Annotated in this window: 21 protein-coding genes; 11 read left to right on the top strand and 10 right to left on the bottom strand. The window is 73.8% G+C overall.

What is annotated here, in order from left to right:
• Window position 1 precedes the first annotated feature (1 nt).
• From ABD990_RS19225 to ABD990_RS19210, 4 genes are read left to right on the top strand one after another with little or no spacing between them, the layout of a single operon-like run.
• Window positions 2-1,381 (top strand): MFS transporter, encoded by a 1,380-nt coding sequence (locus ABD990_RS19225; RefSeq protein WP_345381968.1) that lies wholly within the window; start codon window positions 2-4, stop codon window positions 1,379-1,381.
• Complete coding sequence (locus tag ABD990_RS19220) at window positions 1,378-2,235, top strand: transketolase (protein ID WP_345381966.1); 858 nt, start codon at window positions 1,378-1,380, stop codon at window positions 2,233-2,235. The genes ABD990_RS19225 and ABD990_RS19220 overlap by 4 nt, the downstream gene beginning before the upstream one ends.
• Entirely contained in the window at window positions 2,232-3,221 is a 990-nt protein-coding gene (locus tag ABD990_RS19215) for a transketolase family protein (protein WP_345381965.1), read from the top strand. The genes ABD990_RS19220 and ABD990_RS19215 overlap by 4 nt, the downstream gene beginning before the upstream one ends.
• 39 nt (window positions 3,222-3,260) lie before the next feature.
• The gene (locus ABD990_RS19210) at window positions 3,261-4,019 is read left to right on the top strand and encodes an SDR family NAD(P)-dependent oxidoreductase (RefSeq protein ID WP_345381964.1); all 759 of its coding nucleotides are present in this window, start codon (window positions 3,261-3,263) and stop codon (window positions 4,017-4,019) included.
• Window positions 4,020-4,136: 117 nt separating this feature from the next.
• Here the strand turns inward: ABD990_RS19210 and ABD990_RS19205 are convergent, their stop codons facing one another.
• The 9 genes from ABD990_RS19205 to ABD990_RS19165 form a co-directional block, all read right to left on the bottom strand.
• Entirely contained in the window at window positions 4,137-5,081 is a 945-nt protein-coding gene (locus tag ABD990_RS19205) for an MBL fold metallo-hydrolase (RefSeq protein WP_345381963.1), read from the bottom strand.
• 113 nt (window positions 5,082-5,194) lie between these two features.
• Complete coding sequence (locus ABD990_RS19200; protein ID WP_345381962.1) at window positions 5,195-5,575, bottom strand: hypothetical protein; 381 nt, start codon at window positions 5,573-5,575, stop codon at window positions 5,195-5,197.
• Between the two features lie 77 nt (window positions 5,576-5,652).
• Window positions 5,653-5,964, bottom strand: coding sequence for a hypothetical protein (locus ABD990_RS19195; RefSeq protein WP_345381960.1), 312 nt, complete (start codon window positions 5,962-5,964; stop codon window positions 5,653-5,655).
• Window positions 5,965-5,968: 4 nt separating this feature from the next.
• Window positions 5,969-6,193, bottom strand: coding sequence for a hypothetical protein (locus tag ABD990_RS19190; protein WP_345381959.1), 225 nt, complete (start codon window positions 6,191-6,193; stop codon window positions 5,969-5,971).
• Window positions 6,194-6,258: 65 nt separating this feature from the next.
• Window positions 6,259-7,842: a 4-coumarate--CoA ligase family protein gene (locus ABD990_RS19185; protein WP_345381958.1), complete on the bottom strand. Its 1,584-nt coding sequence runs from the start codon at window positions 7,840-7,842 to the stop codon at window positions 6,259-6,261.
• A complete protein-coding gene (locus tag ABD990_RS19180) occupies window positions 7,839-8,984 on the bottom strand; it encodes a serine hydrolase domain-containing protein (protein ID WP_345381957.1) in 1,146 nt (381 codons plus the stop codon). The genes ABD990_RS19185 and ABD990_RS19180 overlap by 4 nt, the downstream gene beginning before the upstream one ends.
• Window positions 8,985-9,032: 48 nt before the next feature.
• A complete protein-coding gene (locus ABD990_RS19175) occupies window positions 9,033-9,659 on the bottom strand; it encodes a QsdR family transcriptional regulator (protein ID WP_345381956.1) in 627 nt (208 codons plus the stop codon).
• Window positions 9,660-9,730: 71 nt separating this feature from the next.
• Entirely contained in the window at window positions 9,731-10,381 is a 651-nt protein-coding gene (locus tag ABD990_RS19170) for a DUF1707 SHOCT-like domain-containing protein (protein WP_345381955.1), read from the bottom strand.
• Between the two features lie 39 nt (window positions 10,382-10,420).
• Window positions 10,421-11,392 carry an intradiol ring-cleavage dioxygenase gene (locus ABD990_RS19165; protein ID WP_345381954.1) on the bottom strand — a complete coding sequence of 324 codons (972 nt, stop codon included), beginning with the start codon at window positions 11,390-11,392 and terminating at the stop codon, window positions 10,421-10,423.
• A gap of 283 nt (window positions 11,393-11,675) precedes the next feature.
• Here ABD990_RS19165 and ABD990_RS19160 point away from each other — a divergent pair, with 283 nt between their 5' ends.
• Together ABD990_RS19160 and ABD990_RS19155 are read left to right on the top strand one after the other, a co-directional pair.
• A complete protein-coding gene (locus ABD990_RS19160) occupies window positions 11,676-12,221 on the top strand; it encodes a hypothetical protein (RefSeq protein WP_345381953.1) in 546 nt (181 codons plus the stop codon).
• 3 nt (window positions 12,222-12,224) lie between these two features.
• Entirely contained in the window at window positions 12,225-12,587 is a 363-nt protein-coding gene (locus ABD990_RS19155) for an Lsr2 dimerization domain-containing protein (protein WP_345381952.1), read from the top strand.
• Window positions 12,588-12,717: 130 nt separating this feature from the next.
• Here ABD990_RS19155 and ABD990_RS19150 read toward each other — a convergent pair whose 3' ends face one another.
• On the bottom strand, window positions 12,718-14,040 hold the full coding sequence (locus ABD990_RS19150; RefSeq protein ID WP_345381951.1) for an MFS transporter: 1,323 nt from the start codon (window positions 14,038-14,040) through the stop codon (window positions 12,718-12,720).
• A gap of 168 nt (window positions 14,041-14,208) precedes the next feature.
• Here ABD990_RS19150 and ABD990_RS19145 point away from each other — a divergent pair, with 168 nt between their 5' ends.
• The 5 genes from ABD990_RS19145 to ABD990_RS19125 all read left to right on the top strand — a co-directional run bounded on the left by ABD990_RS19145 (window position 14,209) and on the right by ABD990_RS19125 (window position 20,144).
• A complete protein-coding gene (locus ABD990_RS19145; protein ID WP_345381950.1) occupies window positions 14,209-14,697 on the top strand; it encodes a MarR family winged helix-turn-helix transcriptional regulator in 489 nt (162 codons plus the stop codon).
• Between the two features lie 101 nt (window positions 14,698-14,798).
• Window positions 14,799-16,409: an acyl-CoA synthetase gene (locus ABD990_RS19140; protein WP_345381949.1), complete on the top strand. Its 1,611-nt coding sequence runs from the start codon at window positions 14,799-14,801 to the stop codon at window positions 16,407-16,409.
• On the top strand, window positions 16,406-17,230 hold the full coding sequence (locus ABD990_RS19135; RefSeq protein WP_345381948.1) for a crotonase/enoyl-CoA hydratase family protein: 825 nt from the start codon (window positions 16,406-16,408) through the stop codon (window positions 17,228-17,230). The genes ABD990_RS19140 and ABD990_RS19135 overlap by 4 nt, the downstream gene beginning before the upstream one ends.
• Window positions 17,227-19,212, top strand: a complete 1,986-nt coding sequence (locus tag ABD990_RS19130; protein ID WP_345381947.1) for an acetoacetate--CoA ligase — start codon at window positions 17,227-17,229, stop codon at window positions 19,210-19,212. The genes ABD990_RS19135 and ABD990_RS19130 overlap by 4 nt, the downstream gene beginning before the upstream one ends.
• Window positions 19,209-20,144, top strand: a complete 936-nt coding sequence (locus tag ABD990_RS19125) for a 3-hydroxyacyl-CoA dehydrogenase NAD-binding domain-containing protein (protein ID WP_345381946.1) — start codon at window positions 19,209-19,211, stop codon at window positions 20,142-20,144. The genes ABD990_RS19130 and ABD990_RS19125 overlap by 4 nt, the downstream gene beginning before the upstream one ends.
• Window positions 20,145-20,163 lie beyond the last annotated feature (19 nt).

Here is a 20,163-nt window from a genome sequence, read left to right as displayed (position 1 = left end):
CATGTCTGCAGAGCACGTGCCCACGGGGGCGGCGGTGCAGGGGACGCCGGCCCGCAAGCGGGTCGCCCTCGGCTCGTCGATCGGGGCGACGATCGAGACCTACGACTTCATCGGCTTCGGCACGGCCGCGGCCCTGTACTTCAACCACGTCTTCTTCCCCTCGACCGACCCGCTCTCGGGGACGCTGCTGTCCTTCGCGACCCTGGGGATCGGGTTCGCGGTCCGCCCGCTCGGCGGGATCGTCGGCGGCTACCTCGGTGACCGGATCGGGCGCAAGCCCGTGCTGGTCGGCTCGCTGCTGCTGATGGGCGTCGCGACGGTCCTCATCGGCCTGCTGCCGACGTACCAGCAGGTCGGCGTGTGGGCCGGCATCCTGCTCGTCGCCGTCCGGGTCGTGCAGGGCCTGGCGTTCGGCGCCGAGTGGGGCGGCGCGATCCTGATGACCTTCGAGCACGCGCCGTGGCGCAAGCGGGGGCTCTACACCGGGATCACGCAGGCCGGGTTCCCGGTCGGGCTGCTGCTGGCCAACGCGGCGTTCCTGCTGTCGGTGCCGCTGGGCGACCAGTGGGCGTGGCGGGTGCCGTTCCTGCTGTCCGCGGTGCTGATCGTCGTGGGCATCGTGATCCGGCTGAAGGTCGAGGAGTCCCCGGAGTTCGAGACGCTCAAGTCCGAGGGCGAGGTCGCGAAGAACCCGCTGCTCGAGGTCCTGCGGGACGACTGGCGCAACGTCCTGCGCGCCTTCTGCCTGCGGATCACCGAGACCGCCGGCTACGCCATCTCCGTCACCTTCGTGCTGTCGTACCTGGCGAGCGAGGAGCTGGCCGATCGCTCGACGACCCTGTTCGCCCTCATGCTCGCCGCGGGCCTCGGCATCGCCGCGACGGTGCTGTGGGGTGCGCTGACGGACCGCATCGGCCGCCGCCCCGTCTACGTGATCGGCACGGTGGTCTCGGTCGCCTGGGGCGTCCCGCTGTTCCTGCTGCTCAACACCGGCCAGGCCGTGGCGATCGTGCTGGCCTTCGTCGTGAGCTACGCCATCTGCCAGAACTGCCTCGCCGGCGTCCAGGGCGCCTGGTTCTCCGAGCTGTTCAGCGCCCGCACCCGTACCAGTGGCGCGTCGCTGGCCTACCAGCTGTCCGCCGTCGTCTCCGGGTTCACGCCGCTGATCACCACCGCGCTGTTCGCGAGCACCGGCTGGATCGGCCCGGCCCTGCTGTTCAGCGCCTACGGCGTGCTCGGCCTGGTCGCGACCCTGCTGACCCGCGAGACCTGGGGCCGGACCGAGCGGGCGGAGGTGGCCGCGCTGGAGCAGGCCCTCGCCGGCCCGCCCGCCGCCGGGCCCGCCCTCACCACCACGGCCGCCACGAAGGAGACCCGATGACGACGACCGAGCTCCCGACCCGCGTCGGGAAGATCGCCCGGCTGGAGGCGGCCGCGACCCGGATCCGCCACCACGCCCTGACGATGGGGGAGGTGCAGGGGCAGGGCTACATCGGCCAGGCCCTCGGCGTCGCCGACGTGCTCGCGGTGTTCTACGCCAAGGAGGACGGCGAGCTGCGGCTGCGCCCCGAGGACCCGGAGTGGGACGAGCGGGACCGGTTCCTGCTCTCCATCGGCCACTACGCGATCGCGCTGTACGCGGCGCTGGCCGAGGCGGGCACGATCCCGCTGGAGGAGATCGAGACCTACGGCTCGGACGACTCGCGGCTGCCGATGTCCGGGATGGCCTCCTACACCCCCGGCATGGAGATCTCCGGCGGCTCGCTGGGCCACGGCCTCGGCGTGGCCTGCGGGATGGGCCTGGGGCTGCGGCACTGCGGCAACCCGGCACGGGTGATCAACCTGCTCTCGGACGGCGAGCTCGACGAGGGCTCCACCTGGGAGGCCGCGATGGCCTGCGCCCACCACGGGCTGGCCAACGTCACCGCCGTCGTCGACGTCAACGGCCTGCAGGCCGACGGGCCGACCCCGGGCGTCCTCAAGACCGAGCCGGTCACCGAGAAGTGGCATGCCTTCGGCTGGCACGCCGTGCGCGTCGACGGCAACGACGTCGGCGCCCTGCTCGACGGCCTCGACGAGATCCGCGACCACACCGCCGGCCCGTCCGTGCTGATCTGCGACACCCGCACCGGCCGCGGGGTCCCGTTCCTCGAGAGCCGGGAGAAGGCCCATTTCATGCCGGTCGCCGAGCACGAATGGCAGGCGGCCCACGATGCTCTGGAGGTTCGGCGATGACCGCCCCGACGAAGAAGCGCCTGACCACCTCGGCGATGATCGCCTCGTTCGCCGACCCCGGTCAGCGGACCTCGCCCGCGCCGTTCGGGCATGCCCTGAACCGGCTCGCCGAGGAGCGGCCCGAGATCGTCGGGTTGTCGGCGGACCTGGCGAAGTACACCGACATGCACGTGTTCCGGGACGCGCACCCGGACCGGTTCTTCCAGATGGGCATGGCCGAGCAGGCCATGCTCGGCGCCGCGGCCGGCCTGGCCGAGGTCGGGCTCGTCCCGTTCGCCTCGACCTACTCGGTGTTCGCCACGCGCCGGGCGTACGACTTCCTCTGCCTGGACATCGCCGAGCCCGGCCTGAACGTCAACGTCGTCGGCGCCCTGCCCGGTCTGACCACCGGCTACGGCCCGAGCCACCAGGCCACCGAGGACCTCGCGATCCTGCGGGCCTGCCCGAACCTGACGATCGTCGACCCCTGCGACTCGGTCGACATCGAGCAGGCGGTGCCGCAGCTGGCCGACCATGCGGGACCCACCTACCTGCGGCTGCTGCGCGGCAAGGTGCCCACCGTGCTCGACGAGTACGACTACCGCTTCGAGCTGGGCCGGGCCGCGCTGCTGCGCGGCGGGCGGGACGTCCTGTTCGTCTCCACGGGTCTCATGACGATGCGGACGCTGCAGGCCGCGACCCGCCTGGAGGCCGACCACGTCGACGCGGCGGTCCTGCACGTGCCGACGATCAAGCCCCTGGACACCGAGACCATCCTGCGGGAGCTGCGCACCGACCGGCTGGTGATCACGGCCGAGAACCACACCGTCGTCGGCGGGCTGTCCGAGGCCGTCGCCGCGACCGCCGCCTACGCCGGGATCGCCACCCGCATCCGGCCCGCCGCGTTGCCGGACGAGTTCCTCGCCGCCGGCGCCCTGCCCACCCTGCACGACCGCTACGGCCTGTCGACCGACGCGCTCTGCGCGCGGGTCAAGGCCGCCCTCTGAGCACTTTCCGCCGAGCCGATCCTTTCCTGGGAGCCACTGTTGTCCGTCTCTGACTACACCGCCGTCGTCACCGGGGCCGCGTCCAAGCGCGGCATCGGCCGGGCCACCGCCCACGCCCTCGCCGCCGCCGGGTGGAACGTCGCCGTGCTCGATCTCGACGAGGCCGCCGCCAAGGACACCGCCGACGAGATCGCCGCCCGTGGCGTGCAGGCGTTCGGGCTGGCCTGCGACGTGACCGACGAGACCTCCGTCGCCACCGCCGTGGACACGCTGACCGCGGACGCCCCGCCGGTCGGGGCGCTGATCAACAACGCCGGGATCACCTCGCCCACCCGGTTCCTCGACGTCGACGGCGCGGAGTGGGACCGGATCTTCGCCGTCAACGTGCGGGGCGCCTACAACATCACCCGCCGGCTCGCCCCCGGGATGGCCGAGCGCGGCTTCGGCCGGATCGTGTTCCTGTCCTCGGTGTCGGCCGAGCGCGGCGGCGGGGTGTTCGGCGGCGTCGCCTACTCCGCGGCCAAGGCCGCCCAGCTCGGGTTCGCCCGCGCGCTGGCCCGCGAGATCGGCCGGCACGGGGTGACCGTGAACAGCGTGGCCCCGGGGCTGATCGACACCGACATCACCGGCGGGGCGCTGGAGGGCGAGCGCAAGGAGGCCCTCCTCGCCGGGATCCCGGTGGGACGCAACGGCCGGGTCGCCGACGTCGCCGACCTCATCACCTACCTGTGCCGCCCGGAGTCGGGCTACATCACCGGCGCCACCTACGACGTCAACGGCGGCTCGCACATCCACTGAGTCGCCGCCACGTCACCGAGCCGGTCCGGCCCGCGCGGCCGGACCGGCTCCGGCGTGCGCGCCGCCGTGCGCGGCGTCGGCCGACGCCGCGGCCCTCCTCGGTCGGAGAGCGTGACGTCAGGCGAGGCAGGTCAGGCGCCGGCCGCCGTTGTAGGCGACCATGTCGCCCAACGCCGCGACGACGTCGATCGGCGCGCCCCGTTCCGCCCCGTCCAGCTCTGCGTAGGCGCGGTGCAGGTTGCCCACGATGCGCTCCGCGTCGGGCCAGTCCGCGAAGCGGCCGAGGTCGGTGTCCCGGGCGGCCTGCAGCGGCGGGACGCCGTCGGCGCGGCCGCGTCCGGCGAGGTCGAGCACGAACCGCAGGTAGTCCAGGGTCGCCTCGAGCGGCGCGCGGTCGTGGAAGACCGGCCCGTGGCCGGGGACGGTGGTCGCGGCGCCGAGGGGAGCGACGACCGTCTCCAGCACCTCGATCGCGCCGGCGACGGAGCCCATGAGCAGGAACGGGGTGCCGCCGTGGAAGACGAGGTCCCCGCAGAACAGGGTCGACCGCTCGGGGAACCAGACCAGCGAGTCGTTGGTGGTGTGGGCGGGCGTGCCGACGTGCAGGACCTCGGCCCGCAGGTCCCCGAGGTGCAGTGCCACCCGGTCCGTGAAGGTGAGGAAGGGCGGGTCCAGCGGCAGCGAGCCCCAGTCCGGGTTCTCCCAGAACGGCAGCTCCCGCGGCGGCCCGAACGCGATCATCTCCGCCCGGGCGCGCTCGTGCGCGACGATGGTCGCGGTGGTGAACAGCGCGTTGCCCCAGGTGTGGTCGCCGTGGTGGTGGGTGTTGACCAGGGTCCGGACGGGTGCGGCGCTCACGTAGGCGATCGCCGTGGCGAAGGCGCGGGTGCGCCGTTCCGTGGCGCAGGAGTCGATCGCGACCACGCCCTGCGGGCCGACGGCGAAGCCGGTGTTGTTGATCCACCACGTGCCGTCGGGCTGGACGTAGGCCCAGATGCCGTCCGAGACCTCCTCCAGCCGGGGCGGGCCGGGGATGGTGATGTCGTGGGTGTGGGCGCTCATGCTCGGGCCTCCGTCCCGTGGTGCTCCGATCCACCCTGGCGCAGACCCGGCCGCCGGGCATGCGTCGGATCGCCGAGAGGCCGATCGTGGCGAGGGCGGTGCCGGGGGATCGCTCAGCCCGGCGGGGTCAGCCAGCGGGCCGCGGCGTCGAAGGTGTCCGACGGGGTGCCGTTGAAGGCGATCGCGGCGTCGGGTGCGTGCCGGTGCACGAGGTTGACGACGCGTTCGAACAGGTCGAGCTGGTTGCGGATCCCGCCACCGACGACGACCACCTCCCAGCTCCGGCGGTCGAGTGCCGCCGTCACGACCGCCTCGACGTCGTCGCTCCCGTCCAGCCCGACCAGGCAGCTCTCGACCCCGACGCCGGCGTCGGCGAACCGCGCCGTGCCGACGGCGATCCCCTCGGCCACGGGGGCGGGGTCCCAGGGCCCGGGCACCCGGTAGGGGTCGAGCCCGATCACCAGGACCCGTGGGTCGGTCGCGGTCGTGTCCACCGCCCGAACATAGCTGCGCGGCCCTCCGCACGACCGCGCGACGACGGCTGGCCCGGAGAGCCTCGACCGGGAGGAGCTCAGCGGCGGTACAGGCGCCGGCGGTTGGCGGTGACCGTCCGGTGGACCGGCGTCAGGCCCTGCGTCAGCACGAGGCTCGCGGCCTGCGGCACGGCCCAGGCCGATGCGACGGCCGCGCGGGTGAAGGCCGTGCCCTTCTCCGTCACCATCCGGCGGTATTCCCGGCGGTCGCGGGCGCTGGGCGGCCAGCCGCCCGTGGCCATGCGCGCCGTGCGGTGGGCGACGACCTGGGGCGCCGACCACGCGATCTCGGCCAGCTGCCGCCACGGCGCGAGCACCGCGGCCCACTCGTCACCCTTCCTGTGTGCCACGGGATCACCGTAGCGGGTCCGCGGAAGCCCCCCGAGCATCCCCGGCGTGCTGCGGCTCCAAGGCCCTCAGCGCGTCCAGGGCCTCGGTCCACCGGCGCTCCCGCGCGGCCGGGTCCTGCTCCCACCACGGCTCGCCGCGCTCACCCAGACCGTGTTTCGCGAGGTCGACGCGCCGGCGGCGGCCGCGGACCACGATCCAGCGTCCGTCGGCCGTCCGCTCGGGAGTCATGCGCCGAGCCTGCGACACCCGGCCCGGGCGCGCATCCCGGTCGGCTGGTCACCGAGGCCCTGTCGTCACCCCCGGAGGGCGGCGGCCTGCTCCCGGGCCCGCAGGTCCTTGCGGAGGATCTTCCCCGAGGCGGACTTCGGGATCGCGTCGACGAACTCGACCACGCGGACCTTCTTGTACGGCGCGAGCCGCTCGGCCACGTACGCCATCACCTCCTCGGCGGTCAGCGTGACCCCCTCCTGGACCACGACGAACGCCTTGGGCACCTCCTCGCCCTCCGCGTCGAGCACCCCGATGACCGCGGCGTCGGCGATCCCCTCGTGGGTGAGCAGCACGGCCTCCAGCTCCGCGGGCGGCACCTGGTAGCCCTTGTACTTGATCAGCTCCTTGACCCGGTCCACGATCCGGAAGAAGCCGTTCTCGTCGACGGTCGCGACGTCGCCGGTGTGCAGGAAGCCGTCCTCGTCGAGCGTGCCGGCGGTGGCCGAGGGGTTGTTCAGGTAGCCGGACATGACGTTCGGCCCACGCACCCAGAGCTCCCCGCGCTCGCCCGGCCCGACCTCGCGCCCGGTCTCCGGGTCGACGAGCTTGCTCTCGACGTTCGGGATGGCGTAGCCGACGCCGTTGAGGTCGTCGTCCGGACGGCGCTCGTCCATCGAGTGGCTGACGGGGGACAGCTCGGTCATGCCGTAGCCCTGGAGGACCACGCAGCCGAGCCGGCGTGCGACCGCGTGCCCGAGCTCGGCGTCGAGCGGGGCGGCGCCCGAGAAGATCACGTCGACGCAGGACAGGTCGTACGAGTCGACCAGCGGGTGCTTGGCCAGCGCGACCGCGACGGGAGGGGCGATGTACAGCCGGTTCAGCCGGTACTCCGAGACCACGCGCAGGAACTCGGGCAGCTCGAAGCGCGGCATCGTGACGACCGTGGCCCGCCGGTGCAGGCCGTGGTTCATCATCACCGTCATGCCGTAGATGTGGAAGAACGGCAGCACGGCGAGGATCCGGGTCGTCTCGTCGGTGCTGCCCATCGGCGTGAACTGCAGCAGGTTCGCCACCAGGTTGCGGTGGGTGAGGATCACGCCCTTCGCCAGCCCGGTCGTGCCCGAGGAGTAGGGGAGCACCGCCGTGTCCGTGGCTCCGACCTCGAGCGCCGGGGGCTCGGCGGTGCTCGCCAGGAGGTCGGCCAGCGAGGTGCGCCCGTCGACCGGGTCGAGGGTGAGGACGGCGTCGTCGGGCAGCCCGGCCTGCGCGGCCGCCGCCGTGGCGCGATCCAGGAACGGGGACACCGTGACCAGCATCCGCGCACCCGAGTCCGCGAGCTGGTGGGCGAGCTCGGCGGGGGAGTAGAGGGAGTTGGCGCTGGTGACGATGCCGTTGGCGCGCAGCACGCCCTGGAACACCGCCACCCAGGCCGGTGAGTTCGGCGCGAACAGGGCCACGACGTCCCCCCTGCGCAGCCCGCGTTCGTGCAGCGCGGCGGCGATCCGGACGACCATGCCGTCGAGCTCGCCGAAGGTGACGGACGAGCCGGTGGCGCCGTCGATCAGCGCGGGGGCGTCGGTCCGGTCGCCGAAGCCGGCGCCGAAGAGGAACTCGGGCAGCGAGACCTCGGGGACGTCGACCGACGGGTACGGGCTGCGGATGATCACGACGCCCCCAGCACGCGGTAGATCTCGCGCACGTACCCGGCGCTGCGTTCGGAGCCGATGATCCCCGGGGCCATGCGGTTCATCATGTAGGAGATCGTGAGCCGGCGGCCGGTGTCCATGATGATCATCGAGCCGCCCCAGCCGCCCCAGAAGCAGATCCGCTCGTCCGGGATGTACGGCAGGGTGTCGCGCTGGGGCAGGCCGAAGCCGATGCCCCACCGGAGCGGGACGCCGAGCACCAGGTCGACGCCGTTCGCCTGCTCGTCGAAGATCAGGTCGATGGTCCGCGGAGAGAGCAGCCGGACGCCGTCGACCTCGCCGCCGCGGGCGACCGCCGAGAGCATCCGGGCGACGGAGCGGGCGTTGCCGTGCCCGTTGGCGCCACCGATCTCGGCGCGCCGCCAGGCCTCGGTGTTGGCGTCCGCGGCGTCCACCTGCGGGCCGGTGAGCGTCCGCACCGCGGGGCTCGTGGGGTCGGCGCCCGAGAGGTCGACGGGCAGCGGCGGCGGGGGGACGACGTCGGCGATCCGGCCCCACGCCTTCTCCGGCGCGCCGATGGTGAAGTCGGCGTCGAGGGGGCCGGCGATCTCCTGGGCGACGAACTCGGTGAGCGTCCGGCCGTCGACGCGCCGGATCAGCTCTCCGAGGAGGTGGCCGTAGTTGAGCGCGTGGTAGCCGGACGCCGTGCCCGGCGCCCACCACGGTGCCTGCGCGGCCATCCGCGCGGCGGCCCGCTCGGCGTCGTACATGTCCTCGACCGCGGCCGGCTGCTCCAGCCCGGAGACGCCGGAGGTGTGCGCGAGCAGGTGCCGGACCTGCACCTCCTCCTTGCCGGCGGCGGCGAAGTCCGGCCAGTACCGCGCGACCGGGGAGAACACGTCCAGCCGACCCCGGTCGACGAGCATCAGCACGGCGAGCGCCGTGACCGTCTTCGTCGTGGACCACACGTTGACGATCGTGTGCTCGTCCCAGGCGGTGGTGCGGGCCTGGTCGCGGTACCCGCCCCACAGGTCGACGACCCGCTCGCCGTCGAGGTCGACGACCAGTGACGCGCCGAGCTCCTCGCCGCTGTCGAGGTGGGTCTGCAGCTGCCGGCGCAGCGGGTCGAAGCGGTCCTCACAGGTGCCCTGGAGTTCGGCCATGGTCGTGCTCTCCTCGTCGAGTGCGGATCGTGCGGGGGGTCGGAGGGGTCAGGGGGTGGACGACGCGGCGGCGGGCCGGGGGTCTCCGACGCGGGCCGCGCCGTGCAGCAGGGCGGTGACCGCGAGCTCGACCTTGGCGGCGTCGGGCGGGTCGCCGGTGAGCAGGTCGGCGTAGATGAAGGACTCGGCGATCCGGACCACCAGGTAGGCGAGGTCGCCGAGCGGCATCGCGGTGCCCATGTGCCCGCGGCTGCACTCCTCGGCGAGCAGCCGCTCGACCGCGCCGACGACGTGCTGCTGCAGCGGGCTGGCCTTCGTCGTGATCAGTCGCAGCGCGCGCTCGGTGTCGCGCTGCAGGAAGGAGCGGTAGTACGGGGCGTCGATCAGCGCCTGGGAGAAGTCGCGCAGGATCCGCCCGATCCGCTCCGGTCCGCAGCCGGGGGCGGCGGCCGCGGCGTCCCGCAGCGTGGGGTCGGCGAGCGAGGTCAGCACCGCGACGAGCAGCTGGTCCCGGTTCCCGACCCAGCGGAACAGGGTCGTGCGGTCGATGCGGAGCTGGGCGGCGATGCGTTGCACGTCGATGCGCTCACCGGCCATGAAGGCCCGCCGGGCCAGCCGCACCGCCTCCCGGGCGGGCGGGTGCGCTCCGCGCGGACCGTGATCGGCGACACCCACGTGCGCAGCATATGGCTCGGATGTTGCAGCGAACAAGGAGAACGTTGCAGGAGCGGCGAGGTTCGGGGTTCTCAGTCGTCGTCGCGGTCGTCGTCCCGGTCGTCGCGGTCCAGCCCGCCGGCGGCGACCTCCGACCGGGTCACGATCTCGACCTTCCCGAACGCGCCCCGGGCCCGGACGTCGACCGGCCGGACCGTGGCGGTGCCGGCCGTCGCGCACGCCGCGGCGCAGTCCGTGCTGCCGAAGACCATCACCCCGGAGGTGGTGACCGGGACGCCGTCCGGGACCACCACGGTCGTCCGGCCGAACAACGTCCCCACCTCGACCTCCGTGGCGCCCGCCGGGACCTGGACCACGGTGCGGCCGAAGACCGTCGTGCCGTGGTCGGCCGTGACGACCGCGCCCACACCGACCACCGCCGCGCCGAGCAGCACCAGGGAACCCACGGCCTTGCCCGCCCGGTCGGCGAGCCCGCGCCTGCCGGTCCGCGGCGGCGCCGCCGGGAGATCGGCCGCGACCGGCACGAGCGGCTCCCCGGGCCGCGGCAGGTCCTCGGTCAGCTCGTCGAGGTCGGCCCGGGTCCGGGCGGACCAGCACCGCTCGAGGCGTTCGGACAGCTCGTCGAGCGTGAGCCGTCCCTCGACGTGCGCGGTCCGCAGCCACGTCTCGGTCTCGCCGCGCTCCGCGTCCCCCACCCGGATCCCGGGCCGCTCGTCCCCCATGCCCCGATCCTGCCCGACGGGCCGCCCGGCGCGCCGCGATCAGCCGCCGGGGCCACCGCCGGACGGCGGCACTCCGCGGGGCGCGCCGTCCCCACCGCCGGGTCCGCCCGCACGCGGGGTGGTGGTCGGGTCGACGCCGACGGCGAGCGAGACGGTGTAGCCGCCGGTCACGTCGCCGGTGACCGAGGCGAGCTGGGAGGCGCCGCCGTCGTCGCGGAAGACGGAGTCGCTCTCGAGGCCCACCCGGGACAGGGTCGCGGCGGACCGCTCGTACCCCGGCCGGGCGTAGACCTGCTCGCAGACCTCCCGCGGCAGGGCGACCTGGGAGGTCGCGACGGCGTTGCCGGCGTCCGTGATGCTCGCGCCGTCCGGAAAGACCTCGAAGTGGACGTGCGGCCAGCGCCCGGGGTAGCAGGCCGGGAACACGCTGGTGAAGCGCACGGTGCCGGTGGCGTCGGCGATCTGCACCCCGCGCAGGTAGTTCTCGTCCTCCAGCCCCTCCGAGTAGAGGGAGTAGCCGCCGCTGCGGTCGCAGTGCCACACGTAGACGGCGGCCCCCGTGAAGGGCACGGTCCCGCGGGCGATGTCGACGACCGCCAGCTCGAGGATCATCGGGACGCCCTCGGCCACGCCGGTCCCGGTGCCGATGCTGGACCGGATGTCGCTGCGCACGATGCCGCTCTCGGCGAGCACGTCCGGGCCGTTGGAGCCGTCGCCGGGGAAGGGGCCGGCGGTCTCGTCGGGGATCTCGGACGATCCGGTCGGGGCAGCGCCCGTGGTGCCTGCCGCCGTGGTGCCGCCCCTCGTGGTGTCGCCCGTGGTGGTGTCGCCCGCGCCGCAGGCCGCCGCACCGAGCGCGACCGCGCCGAGGCCGAGCGCGCGCAACACCCGCCGGCGTCCCACCAGCGTCGTCAGGTCGAAGCCGAGTCCCTGGTCCTGGAGCTCGTCGTCGGGCCGGGGCAGCACCCGCCCCTCGTAGCGGGGCGGCCGGGGTGCGGACGGTCGTGTCACGAGGTCCTCCACGTCGGTCGGGACGGCGTCCACGGTACGGAGCCGACGTCGGTAGCGGCTCCGGTGAACCTGTGCGGGCGCTGTGGCCGGCCCCGGCGACGCCCGCGCGATGGCTCGCGCCCGGTTGCGGCAGGGCGGTGGACAGGAGGTCGCCGACCACCGATCGGCACGGACCGATGGGCCCGGACGGGCGCCCGATCGGCGGTGATGATGTGATCTGCTGGTTCCGCGGACCGCGATGGACCGCGACACTGCACAGGGGACACAGCGGAAGGAGTGGCCGGTGGCCGAGGGGCAGTCCGATCTGCCGAAGTCGATCCAGGGCGAGCAGCTGGAGGAGACGGGGATCGTCCGGGCGTCGGACGAGGACGTCGATCTCTACGTCGACCGGGTCTCCGACGAGGTGCTGGCGTGCCGGGAACGCGGCCGGCACCTGTTCCCCACGATCCGGCAGGCGGGGATCCACTTCACCGAGGTGGACGACGAGGGGTTGTTCGTCCGCCGCCTGACCTGCACGTGCTGCCAGCTCGCCGTGAAGGTGGAGCGGTGGGAGGGCGTGCGGCAGCGGGGTCGGACCCGGTTCCACCGGGTCGCCTCGAACCTGGAGTACCGGACCGGTCCGGACGGGCAGAGCTACCTCGCCGAGACCGGTCGCGGCCGCATGACGCCGCGGCAGATCGGCGACTCGGTGGCCTCCAAGGCGCTGTCGGGCCAGACCCTCGCGGCCCTGCGCAAGGCCGCCAAGGAGGCCGCGCGCGAGGCCGCGAAGGAGGCCGGCGGGGCGCCGGGCAGGAAGCGCGCGAGCCGCGCCACGAACGAGGCGGACTGATCGATGGGTATCCGGGAGATCCGGTTCTGCGACCTCACCGGCTCGGAGCAGGACGTCGAGTCGCACGAGCTCAACATCGACCAGATGCGCGTGCAGATCGACCTCGCGGGGCCGGAGTACCGCAAGCTGCTGCAACTTCTCCAGCCCTACATCGAGGCGGGCCGGGTCGACGCGTCGATCCCGGACCTGCGGTCCGCCGCGAGGCGCGGGGGACACGCGCCGGTCAGCACGAGCACCGGGCTGACGGTCGAGGAGCGCGAGCAGCTGCGGCAGTGGGCGGAGGAGAAGGGGATCGAGGTCCCCTCCAACAACCGGTTCAAGCGCTCGCTGGTGGAGCAGTGGCGTGAGGAGACCAAGGCGGGGTGATCGCCCGGCGCCGCCGTCGTTCCGCTTCCCGCCGTCGCTCCGGTCCCCGGGAGACGGTCTGCCGGTCCGGAACCGGCACGGGCGGTGCCCGGCGACGGTGGTCGCCGGGCACCGCCCCACTGTGCGCTCGTCAGGTGCGGGCGGCGGGAACCGAGGTGTCCGCCGAGTCGGTCAGGTCGATGGTGGCGGTCTCGCGGAGGGCGAGGATGCAGGCGATCGTCAGCACGCAGCCCGCGGCGATGATGATCGAGACCGTGATCGTGCCGCCGCCCCCGGCGAGCACCGACGCGAAGACCACGGGCCCGATGCCCGCGCCGATCCCGGCGATCTGGTACCCGAGCGAGGCACCGGTGTAGCGGGCCCGGGTGGAGAACAGCTCGGTGTACAGCGCGGCGAGCGGGCCGTACATGCACGCGTGCACCACGCCCTGCCCGACCACGACGGCGACCACGAGCAGGAAGGTCGAGCCGCTGTCGATCAGCGGGAACAGCAGGAACGCCCAGGCCGTCATCGCGACCGCGCCGGCGAGCACCAGCGGGCGGCGCCCGAAGCGGTCCGACAGCGCGGAGAAGCCGACGATGCCGAGGATCGCGGCCACGGAGGAGACGGTCAGCGCGTTCAGCACGGTCTGGCGCGGGAAGCCGGCCTGGACCGCGTAGGAGATGACGAAGGTCGTCAGCGTGCCCTGGGCGACGAACGCGCCGAAGCCGACGCCGATCGACAGCAGCAGGTTGCGCGGGTGGTTGCGCAGCACGTCGAGCAGCGGCGGCGTCGCGGGCCGGTTGCGTGCGGCCTCGGCGAACACCGGCGTCTCGGCGACCCGCGCCCGCACGAACAGGCCGACGGCGAGCAGCACCACGCTGAGCAGGAACGGGATCCGCCACCCCCACGCGAGGAAGGCCTGCTCGCCGGTGGCGCTCGCGGACACCGCCAGGACCAGCGTGGACAGCACCATGCCGCTCGGCGCGCCCGCGTTGGTGAAGCTCGCCCACAGCCCGCGCCGCGAGGTGGCGTGCTCGGCGGACATCAGCACCGCGCCGCCCCACTCGCCGCCGACGGCGACGCCCTGCACCACGCGGAGCAGCACCAACAGGACCGGTGCCCACGCGCCGATCTGCGCCGAGGTCGGCAGCAGGCCGATGAGGGTGCTGCCGACGCCCATCAGCGTCATGCTCAGCACGAGCATCCGCTTGCGGCCGAGCCGGTCGCCGAAGTGTCCGAACAGGACGCCGCCGAGGGGCCGGGCGAAGTACCCGGTGGCGAGCGTGCCGAAGCTCGCGACGGTCCCCACCAGCGGGTCCAGGTTCGCGAAGAAGACCTTGTTGAACACGACGGCCGAGGCCGTGGCGTAGAGCAGGAAGTCGTAGTACTCGATCACGCTGCCGAGGTAGCTCGACAGCACGGCGCGGCGCAGCTGGCTGCGCGACCGCGGCTGCGGGTGGGGGTGCGTCATTGCGGTGCCCTGTCTGCTGGGTGGCCTGACTGCGGTGTCCTGCGGTGCTGCAGTGGTGCGGCTGGCGCCGGCCCGGAACCGGAGCCCTCGATGGGCGCCGATGGTAAGGAACTTGATACCTGCGGTCAATGGGCTGACCCGTCTCAGGTTTACGAATACGCTCCCGGCATGACACGGATCGCGGCCCGTCCGGCCGGCCGGCGCGGTCAGCGCCTGACCTACCTGGTGAAACGCCTCGAGATGGCCGAGCGCGCGCGGATGGAGGAGGTGCTGCGCCCGCTCGGGGTGACGCTGCACCAGTACACCGCGCTGAGCATCCTCGAGGCCCGCGAGGGACTGTCGTCGGCGCAGCTGGCCCGGCGGCACGTCGTCACGCCGCAGGCCATGCACCAGCTGATCGCGACCATGGAGCGCGACCGGCTCATCGAGCGCCGCCCGGACGAGGCGAACCGGCGGATCCTCCGCGCCTGGCTCACCGAGCACGGCGTCCGGCTGCTGAAGGAGTGCCACCGGGTGGTCGACGACGTCGAGGAGCGGATGCTCTCCTCGCTCACCCCCGAGGAGGCCGTGGCCTTCGGCAGCGCACTCGAGCGGTGCCTGGAGTCGTTGACCGTCCCGCCGGGGGGCGCGGACCGTGACGTGGCCCCGCCCGCTTGACTCGATATCAAGCTTCTTGTTACTAATGGCGTGTCAAGGAGCCTGAGACTGAGCGCGGGCTCCACGGTCCGATCGGCCCAGCCGCACCAACGGTGGTGGACATGAACCCGACTCTCGTCGCCGGCCCCAACGCGGGCCTGGGGACCTGGCCCGCGCGCCGCGCCCGGATCTCCCCGGACCGCCCGGCGCTGAGCGACCCGCACCGCGCGCTCACCTACGCCGAGCTCGCCGACCGCGTGGTGCGCTACGCCGGGGCGCTGCGGCGGCTCGGCGTGGGCCCGGGGGACCGGGTCGCCTACGTGGGCGTGAACGCCGTCGAGGTGTTCGAGACCTTCTTCGCGACGTGGCTGCTCGGGGCGATCGCGGTCCCGCTGAACTACCGGCTCTCCGGGCCGGAGGTCCGGTTCATGCTGGAGGACTCGGGCGCCGCCGTCCTGGTGCACAGCGTCGACGCGGACGCGCTGGTCGCCGCCGCGCTCGGCTCGCGCCCGGCCGCACTGCGCCACGTCGTCGCGGTGCACGGCGGCGCGGTGGACGACGGCGCCGGCCGCCTGGACTACGAGGCCGAGATCGCCGCGGGTCCGGTGCTGGACGCCGAGCCGCCGGTCTCGCTGGACGACCCGGCGTTGATCCTCTACACGTCCGGGACGACCGGCCGCCCCAAGGGCGCCGTGCTCACCCACGGCAGCATGACCTGGAACACCGTCAACTTCCTGGCCCACGTCGACGTGCTGAGCACCGACCGGGCGCTGTGCATCGCCCCGCTGTTCCACTGCGTCGGGCTGGGCCAGGTCACGCTGCCCACGCTGTTCAAGGGCGGCAGCGTGGAGGTGCTGCCCAAGGCCGACCCCGGGCTGGTGCTGGAGCGGATCTCGGCCGCGGGCATCACCGGCTTCTCCGCGGTGCCGACGATGTTGCAGATGATGTGCGAGCACCCGGGCTGGGCGGCGGCCGACCTGAGCTCGCTCACCCTGGTCCAGTACGGCGGGTCGCCGGTGCAGGAGCGCGTGGCGCGGGCCTGGCTGGACCGCGGGGTCCGGCTGATCCAGGGCTACGGCATGACCGAGGCGTCGCCGGGGGTCTACATGAGCACTCCCGACGGCACCGGCGCCCACCCGACGGCGGTCGGCGTGCCGCACTTCTTCACCGACGTCGCGCAGCTGCGCGACGGGGGCCCCGAGGTCCCCGGCGGCGAGCCGGCGGAGCTCGTGGTGCGCGGGCCGCACCTGTTCGCCGGCTACTGGAACCTCCCCGACGAGACGGCCGCGAGCCTGGTCGACGGGCAGTGGTTCCGGACCGGGGACGTGCTGCGGGTCGAGGCGGACGGCTGGGCCCACGTCGTCGACCGCGTGAAGGACATGTACATCTCGGGCGGCGAGAACGTCTACCCCGCCGAGGTGGAGGCCGTGGCGGTGCAGCTCGACGCGGTCGCCGAGTGCGCCGTCGTCGGGGTCGCCGACCCGCGGTGGGGCGAGGTGGGCGTCGCCTACGTGCAGGTCCGCGAGGGGGCGGCGCTGACCGAGGCCGCGCTGCGCGCCCATCTCGAGTCCGGGCTGGCCCGGTACAAGGTGCCCAGGTACGTCGAGTTCGTGCCGGAGCTGCCGCGCAACGCCACCGGCAAGATCCGCCGCGTGGACCTGCGCCGGCGCGCGGCCGACCAGCATCCGATCGAACGGGTCGCGGCGGGGTCGCGGCCGGAGGGAGCGTCATGACCAGCGCCGCACCGCAGCCGGAGCAGCCGGCGGGCGAGGGGGTCGAGGCCCTGCTGCCGAAGTCGTTGCAGGTGGAGCGGCACGACGACGTCGCCGTGCTCCGGCTGACCCGGGCCGCCAAGCGCAACGCGCTCGACGACCCGACCGTGCTCGGGATCGAGACCTTCTTCAGCGCCCCGCCGGCCGGCGTCAAGGCCGTCGTGCTCGACGCCGAGGGCGACCACTTCTGCGCCGGGCTCGACCTGTCCGAGCTGACCGAGCGGGACGCGTTCGAGGGCCTGGAGCACTCGATGATGTGGCACCGCGCGTTCGAGCGGATGGAGCGCGGCCGGCTGCCGGTCGTCGCCGTCCTCACGGGCGCGGTGATCGGCGGCGGGCTGGAGCTGGCGTCGGCCACGCACCTGCGGGTGGCCGAGCCGAGCGCGTTCTACGCGCTGCCCGAGGGGCAGCACGGCCTGTTCGTCGGCGGCGGCGGCTCCGTGCGGGTGCCGCGGCTCATCGGGGCGCACCGGATGGCCGACATGATGCTCACCGGCCGGGTCCTTGACGCCGAGGACGGACAGGCCCTGGGGCTGTCGCACTACCTCGTCGGGCCGGGCGAGGGCCTGGCCAAGGCCCTCGAGCTGGCCCGCACGATCGCCGCGAACTCGCCGGTCACGAACTTCGCGGTGCTGCAGGCGTTGCCGCGCATCGCCGAGGCCAACCCGGCCGAGGGCTACCTGATGGAGTCGATGGTCGCCGCGCTGGCGGGGAGCAGCGAGCAGGCGCAGGAGCGGATGCGCGCGTTCCTGGCCGGCCGGGGCGGGCGGGTCCGCCGATGACGAGCACGCAGATCACGGGTGAGGCCCCCGAACTCCTCCGCCCGGTCGCCGACGACGTACGCGGGACCACCGAGATCGGCCGGTTCCTGGGCTGGCTCGAGCGCGAGCGAGGGCTCGTGTTCGAGGACTACCCGGGGCTGCACCGCTGGTCGGTCGACGACCCCGAGGCCTTCTGGTCCGCCGTCGCCGGGTTCTTCGGCGTCCGGTTCTCGACCCCGCCGGATCGGGTGCTCGGGCGCCGCGAGATGCCGGGTGCCGAGTGGTTCCCGGGCGCGACGTTGAACTACGCCGAGCACGCCGTCGGCCTGCTCGACACGGGCGCCGACGACGCCGAGGTCGCCGTCCTGGCCTACTCGCAGACCCGGGACCGGCAGGAGCTGACCTGGGGCCGGCTGCGCGAACAGGTCGCCCGCGCCCGCGCGGGGCTGGAGCGGCTCGGCGTCGGCCGGGGCGACCGGGTCGTCGCCTACCTGCCGAACATCCCGGAGACGCTGGTCGCGTTCCTGGCGACGGCGAGCCTGGGCGCGGTGTGGGCGAGCTGCGCCCCCGAGTTCGGCGCCCGGAGCGTGGTCGACCGGTTCGGGCAGATCGAGCCGACGGTACTGCTCACGGTGTCGGGCTACGGCTACGGCGACAAGGAGATCGACCGCCGCGCGCAGGTGGCGGAGATCCGGTCCGGGCTCCCGACCGTCGAGCACGTCGTGCACGTCCCGTACGGTCCGGACCCGGTGCCGGACACCGTGTCCTGGGCCGAGCTGCTCGCGGAGCCGGGTGACCTCGCCTTCGACCCCGTGCCCTTCGCCCACCCGCTCTACGTGCTGTTCTCCTCGGGCACCACCGGCAAGCCGAAGGCGATCGTGCACTCGCACGGCGGGATCCTGCTGGAGCACCTGAAGAACCACGGCCTGAGCTGGGACCTGCGGGCCGGCGACCGGATCCTCTGGTTCTCGACGACCGCGTGGATGATGTGGAACGCGCTGGTCTCGTCGCTGCTCGTGCGCGCCTCGATCGTGATGATCGACGGCAACCCGCTGCACCCGGACATCCGCTGGCAGTGGCGGCTCGCCGCCGAGACCGGGGCCACGCTGACGGGTGCGAGCCCCGGCTACCTCATGGCCTGCCGCGCCGAGGGCGTGCGGCCGGCGCGGGAGTTCGACCTGTCCCGGGTGCGCCAGATCGGGGCGGCCGGCAGCCCGCTGCCGCCCGAGGGCTACCGCTGGGTGGCCGCGGAGTTCGGGCCGGACGTGCTGCTCAACGTCGGCAGCGGCGGCACGGACGTCTGCTCCGGGATCGTGCAGGGCGGCCCGCTGCAACCGGTGTGGGTCGGCGAGATCTCCGGCCCCTGCCTGGGCGTCGACGCACAGGCGTTCGACGAGGAGGGCCGGCCGGTCGTCGGCGAGCTGGGCGAGCTCGTGATCACCACGCCGATGCCGTCGATGCCCGTCGGCTTCTGGGGCGACCCGGACGGGGAGCGCTACCGGAACACCTACTTCGACCGTTACCCCGGCGTCTGGCGGCACGGGGACTGGGTGCGGTTCTCGCCGTGGGGCGGCGCGGTGATCGCCGGGCGCTCCGACGCGACCCTGAACAGGGGCGGCGTCCGCCTGGGCACGGCCGAGTTCTACCGGGTCGTCGAGGAGCTCCCCGAGGTCGTCGACAGCCTGGTCGTGCACCTCGAGGACCCGGCCGGGGGCAACGGGGAGCTGCAGCTCTACGTCCAGCTCCGCGAGGGCGTCGCGCTCGACGACGCGCTGCGCCGCAGGATCTCCACCGCGCTGCGCGCCGAGCTCTCGCCCCGGCACATCCCGGACCGGATCGAGGCGGTGCCGGTGGTGCCGAAGAACCGGACCGGCAAGAAGCTGGAGCTGCCGGCGAAGAAGATCCTGCTCGGCGCGGCGCTCGACGACGTGGCGAGCCGCGACGTGCTCGCCGATCCCACGTCGCTGGACCCGTTCGTCGCGCTGGCCCGGAGCCGGGCGTGAGCGCGGCGGGGGTGGAGCGGGTCGCCGTCGTCGGCACCGGGGTGATCGGCATCAGCTGGGCGGCGCACTTCCTCGCCCGCGGGCTCGACGTCGTCGCCACGGACCCGTCGCCGGATGCCGAGGAGCGGTTGCGGGCGGAGGTGGCCACGCTCTGGCCGACGCTCGCGCCGGTCGAGGGCGCCTCGCCGGAGCGGCTCGGCTTCACCGCCGATCCGGCCGAGGCCGTCGCCGAGGCCGACTTCGTGCAGGAGAACGGCCCGGAGCGCGAGGACGTCAAGCACGCGCTGTTCGCGGTGCTGGACGAGGCCGCACGACCCGACGTCGTGCTGGCGTCGAGCTCGTCGGGCCTGCTGCCGTCGGCGATCGCGCGCGGCTGCCCGGCGCACCCGGAGCGGGTGGTGGTCGGGCACCCGTTCAACCCGCCGCACGTGATCCCGCTGGTCGAGGTCGTGCCGGGGGAGCGGACCGCCGAGGGGACGGTGACGCGGGCGCTGGCCTTCTACACCGCCGTCGGGAAGAAGCCGATCCGGTTGCGCCGGGAGCTGCCCGGGCACGTGGCGAACCGGCTGCAGGCGGCGCTGTGGCAGGAGGCGTACTCGCTGGTCGAGCGCGGTGTCGCGACCGTCGCGGACATCGACACCGCGATCTCCCAGGGGCCCGGACTGCGCTGGGCGGTGCTCGGGCCGTTCGCGAACCAGCACCTGTCCGGCGGGGCGGGCGGGATCGCGCACGTCCTCGAGCACCTCGGGCCGCCGACCGAGAAGTGGTGGCGCGACCTGGGGCAGGTCACGCTCACCCCGGGGCTGGTCGAGACGCTCGTCGCGGGGGTCGACGCCGAGCTCGCCGGGGTCGACCCGGCCGAGCTGGCCGCGCGGCGGGACGCGGTCCTCCACACCCTGCTCGCCGCCAAGGAGCGCACCGAGCTCCCGTGACGGGGGCCGGTCGGCACGT

This window comes from Pseudonocardia yuanmonensis (assembly GCF_039542425.1).
GTDB lineage: Bacteria > Actinomycetota > Actinomycetes > Mycobacteriales > Pseudonocardiaceae > Pseudonocardia > Pseudonocardia yuanmonensis.
Note: the sequence above shows the minus strand (reverse complement) of the source record. Positions and strands in the feature narration are given on the sequence as shown.

Bases quoted from the DNA above. Each gene is read 5' to 3' on its own strand.
- ABD990_RS19225 (WP_345381968.1), top strand. From the start codon at position 2: ATGTCTGCAGAGCACGTGCCCACGGGGGCGGCGGTGCAGGGGACGCCG.
- ABD990_RS19220 (WP_345381966.1), top strand. From the start codon at position 1,378: ATGACGACGACCGAGCTCCCGACCCGCGTCGGGAAGATCGCCCGGCTG.
- ABD990_RS19215 (WP_345381965.1), top strand. From the start codon at position 2,232: ATGACCGCCCCGACGAAGAAGCGCCTGACCACCTCGGCGATGATCGCC.
- ABD990_RS19205 (WP_345381963.1), bottom strand. From the start codon at position 5,081: ATGAGCGCCCACACCCACGACATCACCATCCCCGGCCCGCCCCGGCTG.
- ABD990_RS19190 (WP_345381959.1), bottom strand. From the start codon at position 6,193: ATGACTCCCGAGCGGACGGCCGACGGACGCTGGATCGTGGTCCGCGGC.
- ABD990_RS19180 (WP_345381957.1), bottom strand. From the start codon at position 8,984: ATGGCCGAACTCCAGGGCACCTGTGAGGACCGCTTCGACCCGCTGCGC.
- ABD990_RS19170 (WP_345381955.1), bottom strand. From the start codon at position 10,381: ATGGGGGACGAGCGGCCCGGGATCCGGGTGGGGGACGCGGAGCGCGGC.
- ABD990_RS19155 (WP_345381952.1), top strand. From the start codon at position 12,225: ATGGGTATCCGGGAGATCCGGTTCTGCGACCTCACCGGCTCGGAGCAG.
- ABD990_RS19150 (WP_345381951.1), bottom strand. From the start codon at position 14,040: ATGACGCACCCCCACCCGCAGCCGCGGTCGCGCAGCCAGCTGCGCCGC.
- ABD990_RS19145 (WP_345381950.1), top strand. From the start codon at position 14,209: ATGACACGGATCGCGGCCCGTCCGGCCGGCCGGCGCGGTCAGCGCCTG.
- ABD990_RS19140 (WP_345381949.1), top strand. From the start codon at position 14,799: ATGAACCCGACTCTCGTCGCCGGCCCCAACGCGGGCCTGGGGACCTGG.
- ABD990_RS19135 (WP_345381948.1), top strand. From the start codon at position 16,406: ATGACCAGCGCCGCACCGCAGCCGGAGCAGCCGGCGGGCGAGGGGGTC.
- ABD990_RS19130 (WP_345381947.1), top strand. From the start codon at position 17,227: ATGACGAGCACGCAGATCACGGGTGAGGCCCCCGAACTCCTCCGCCCG.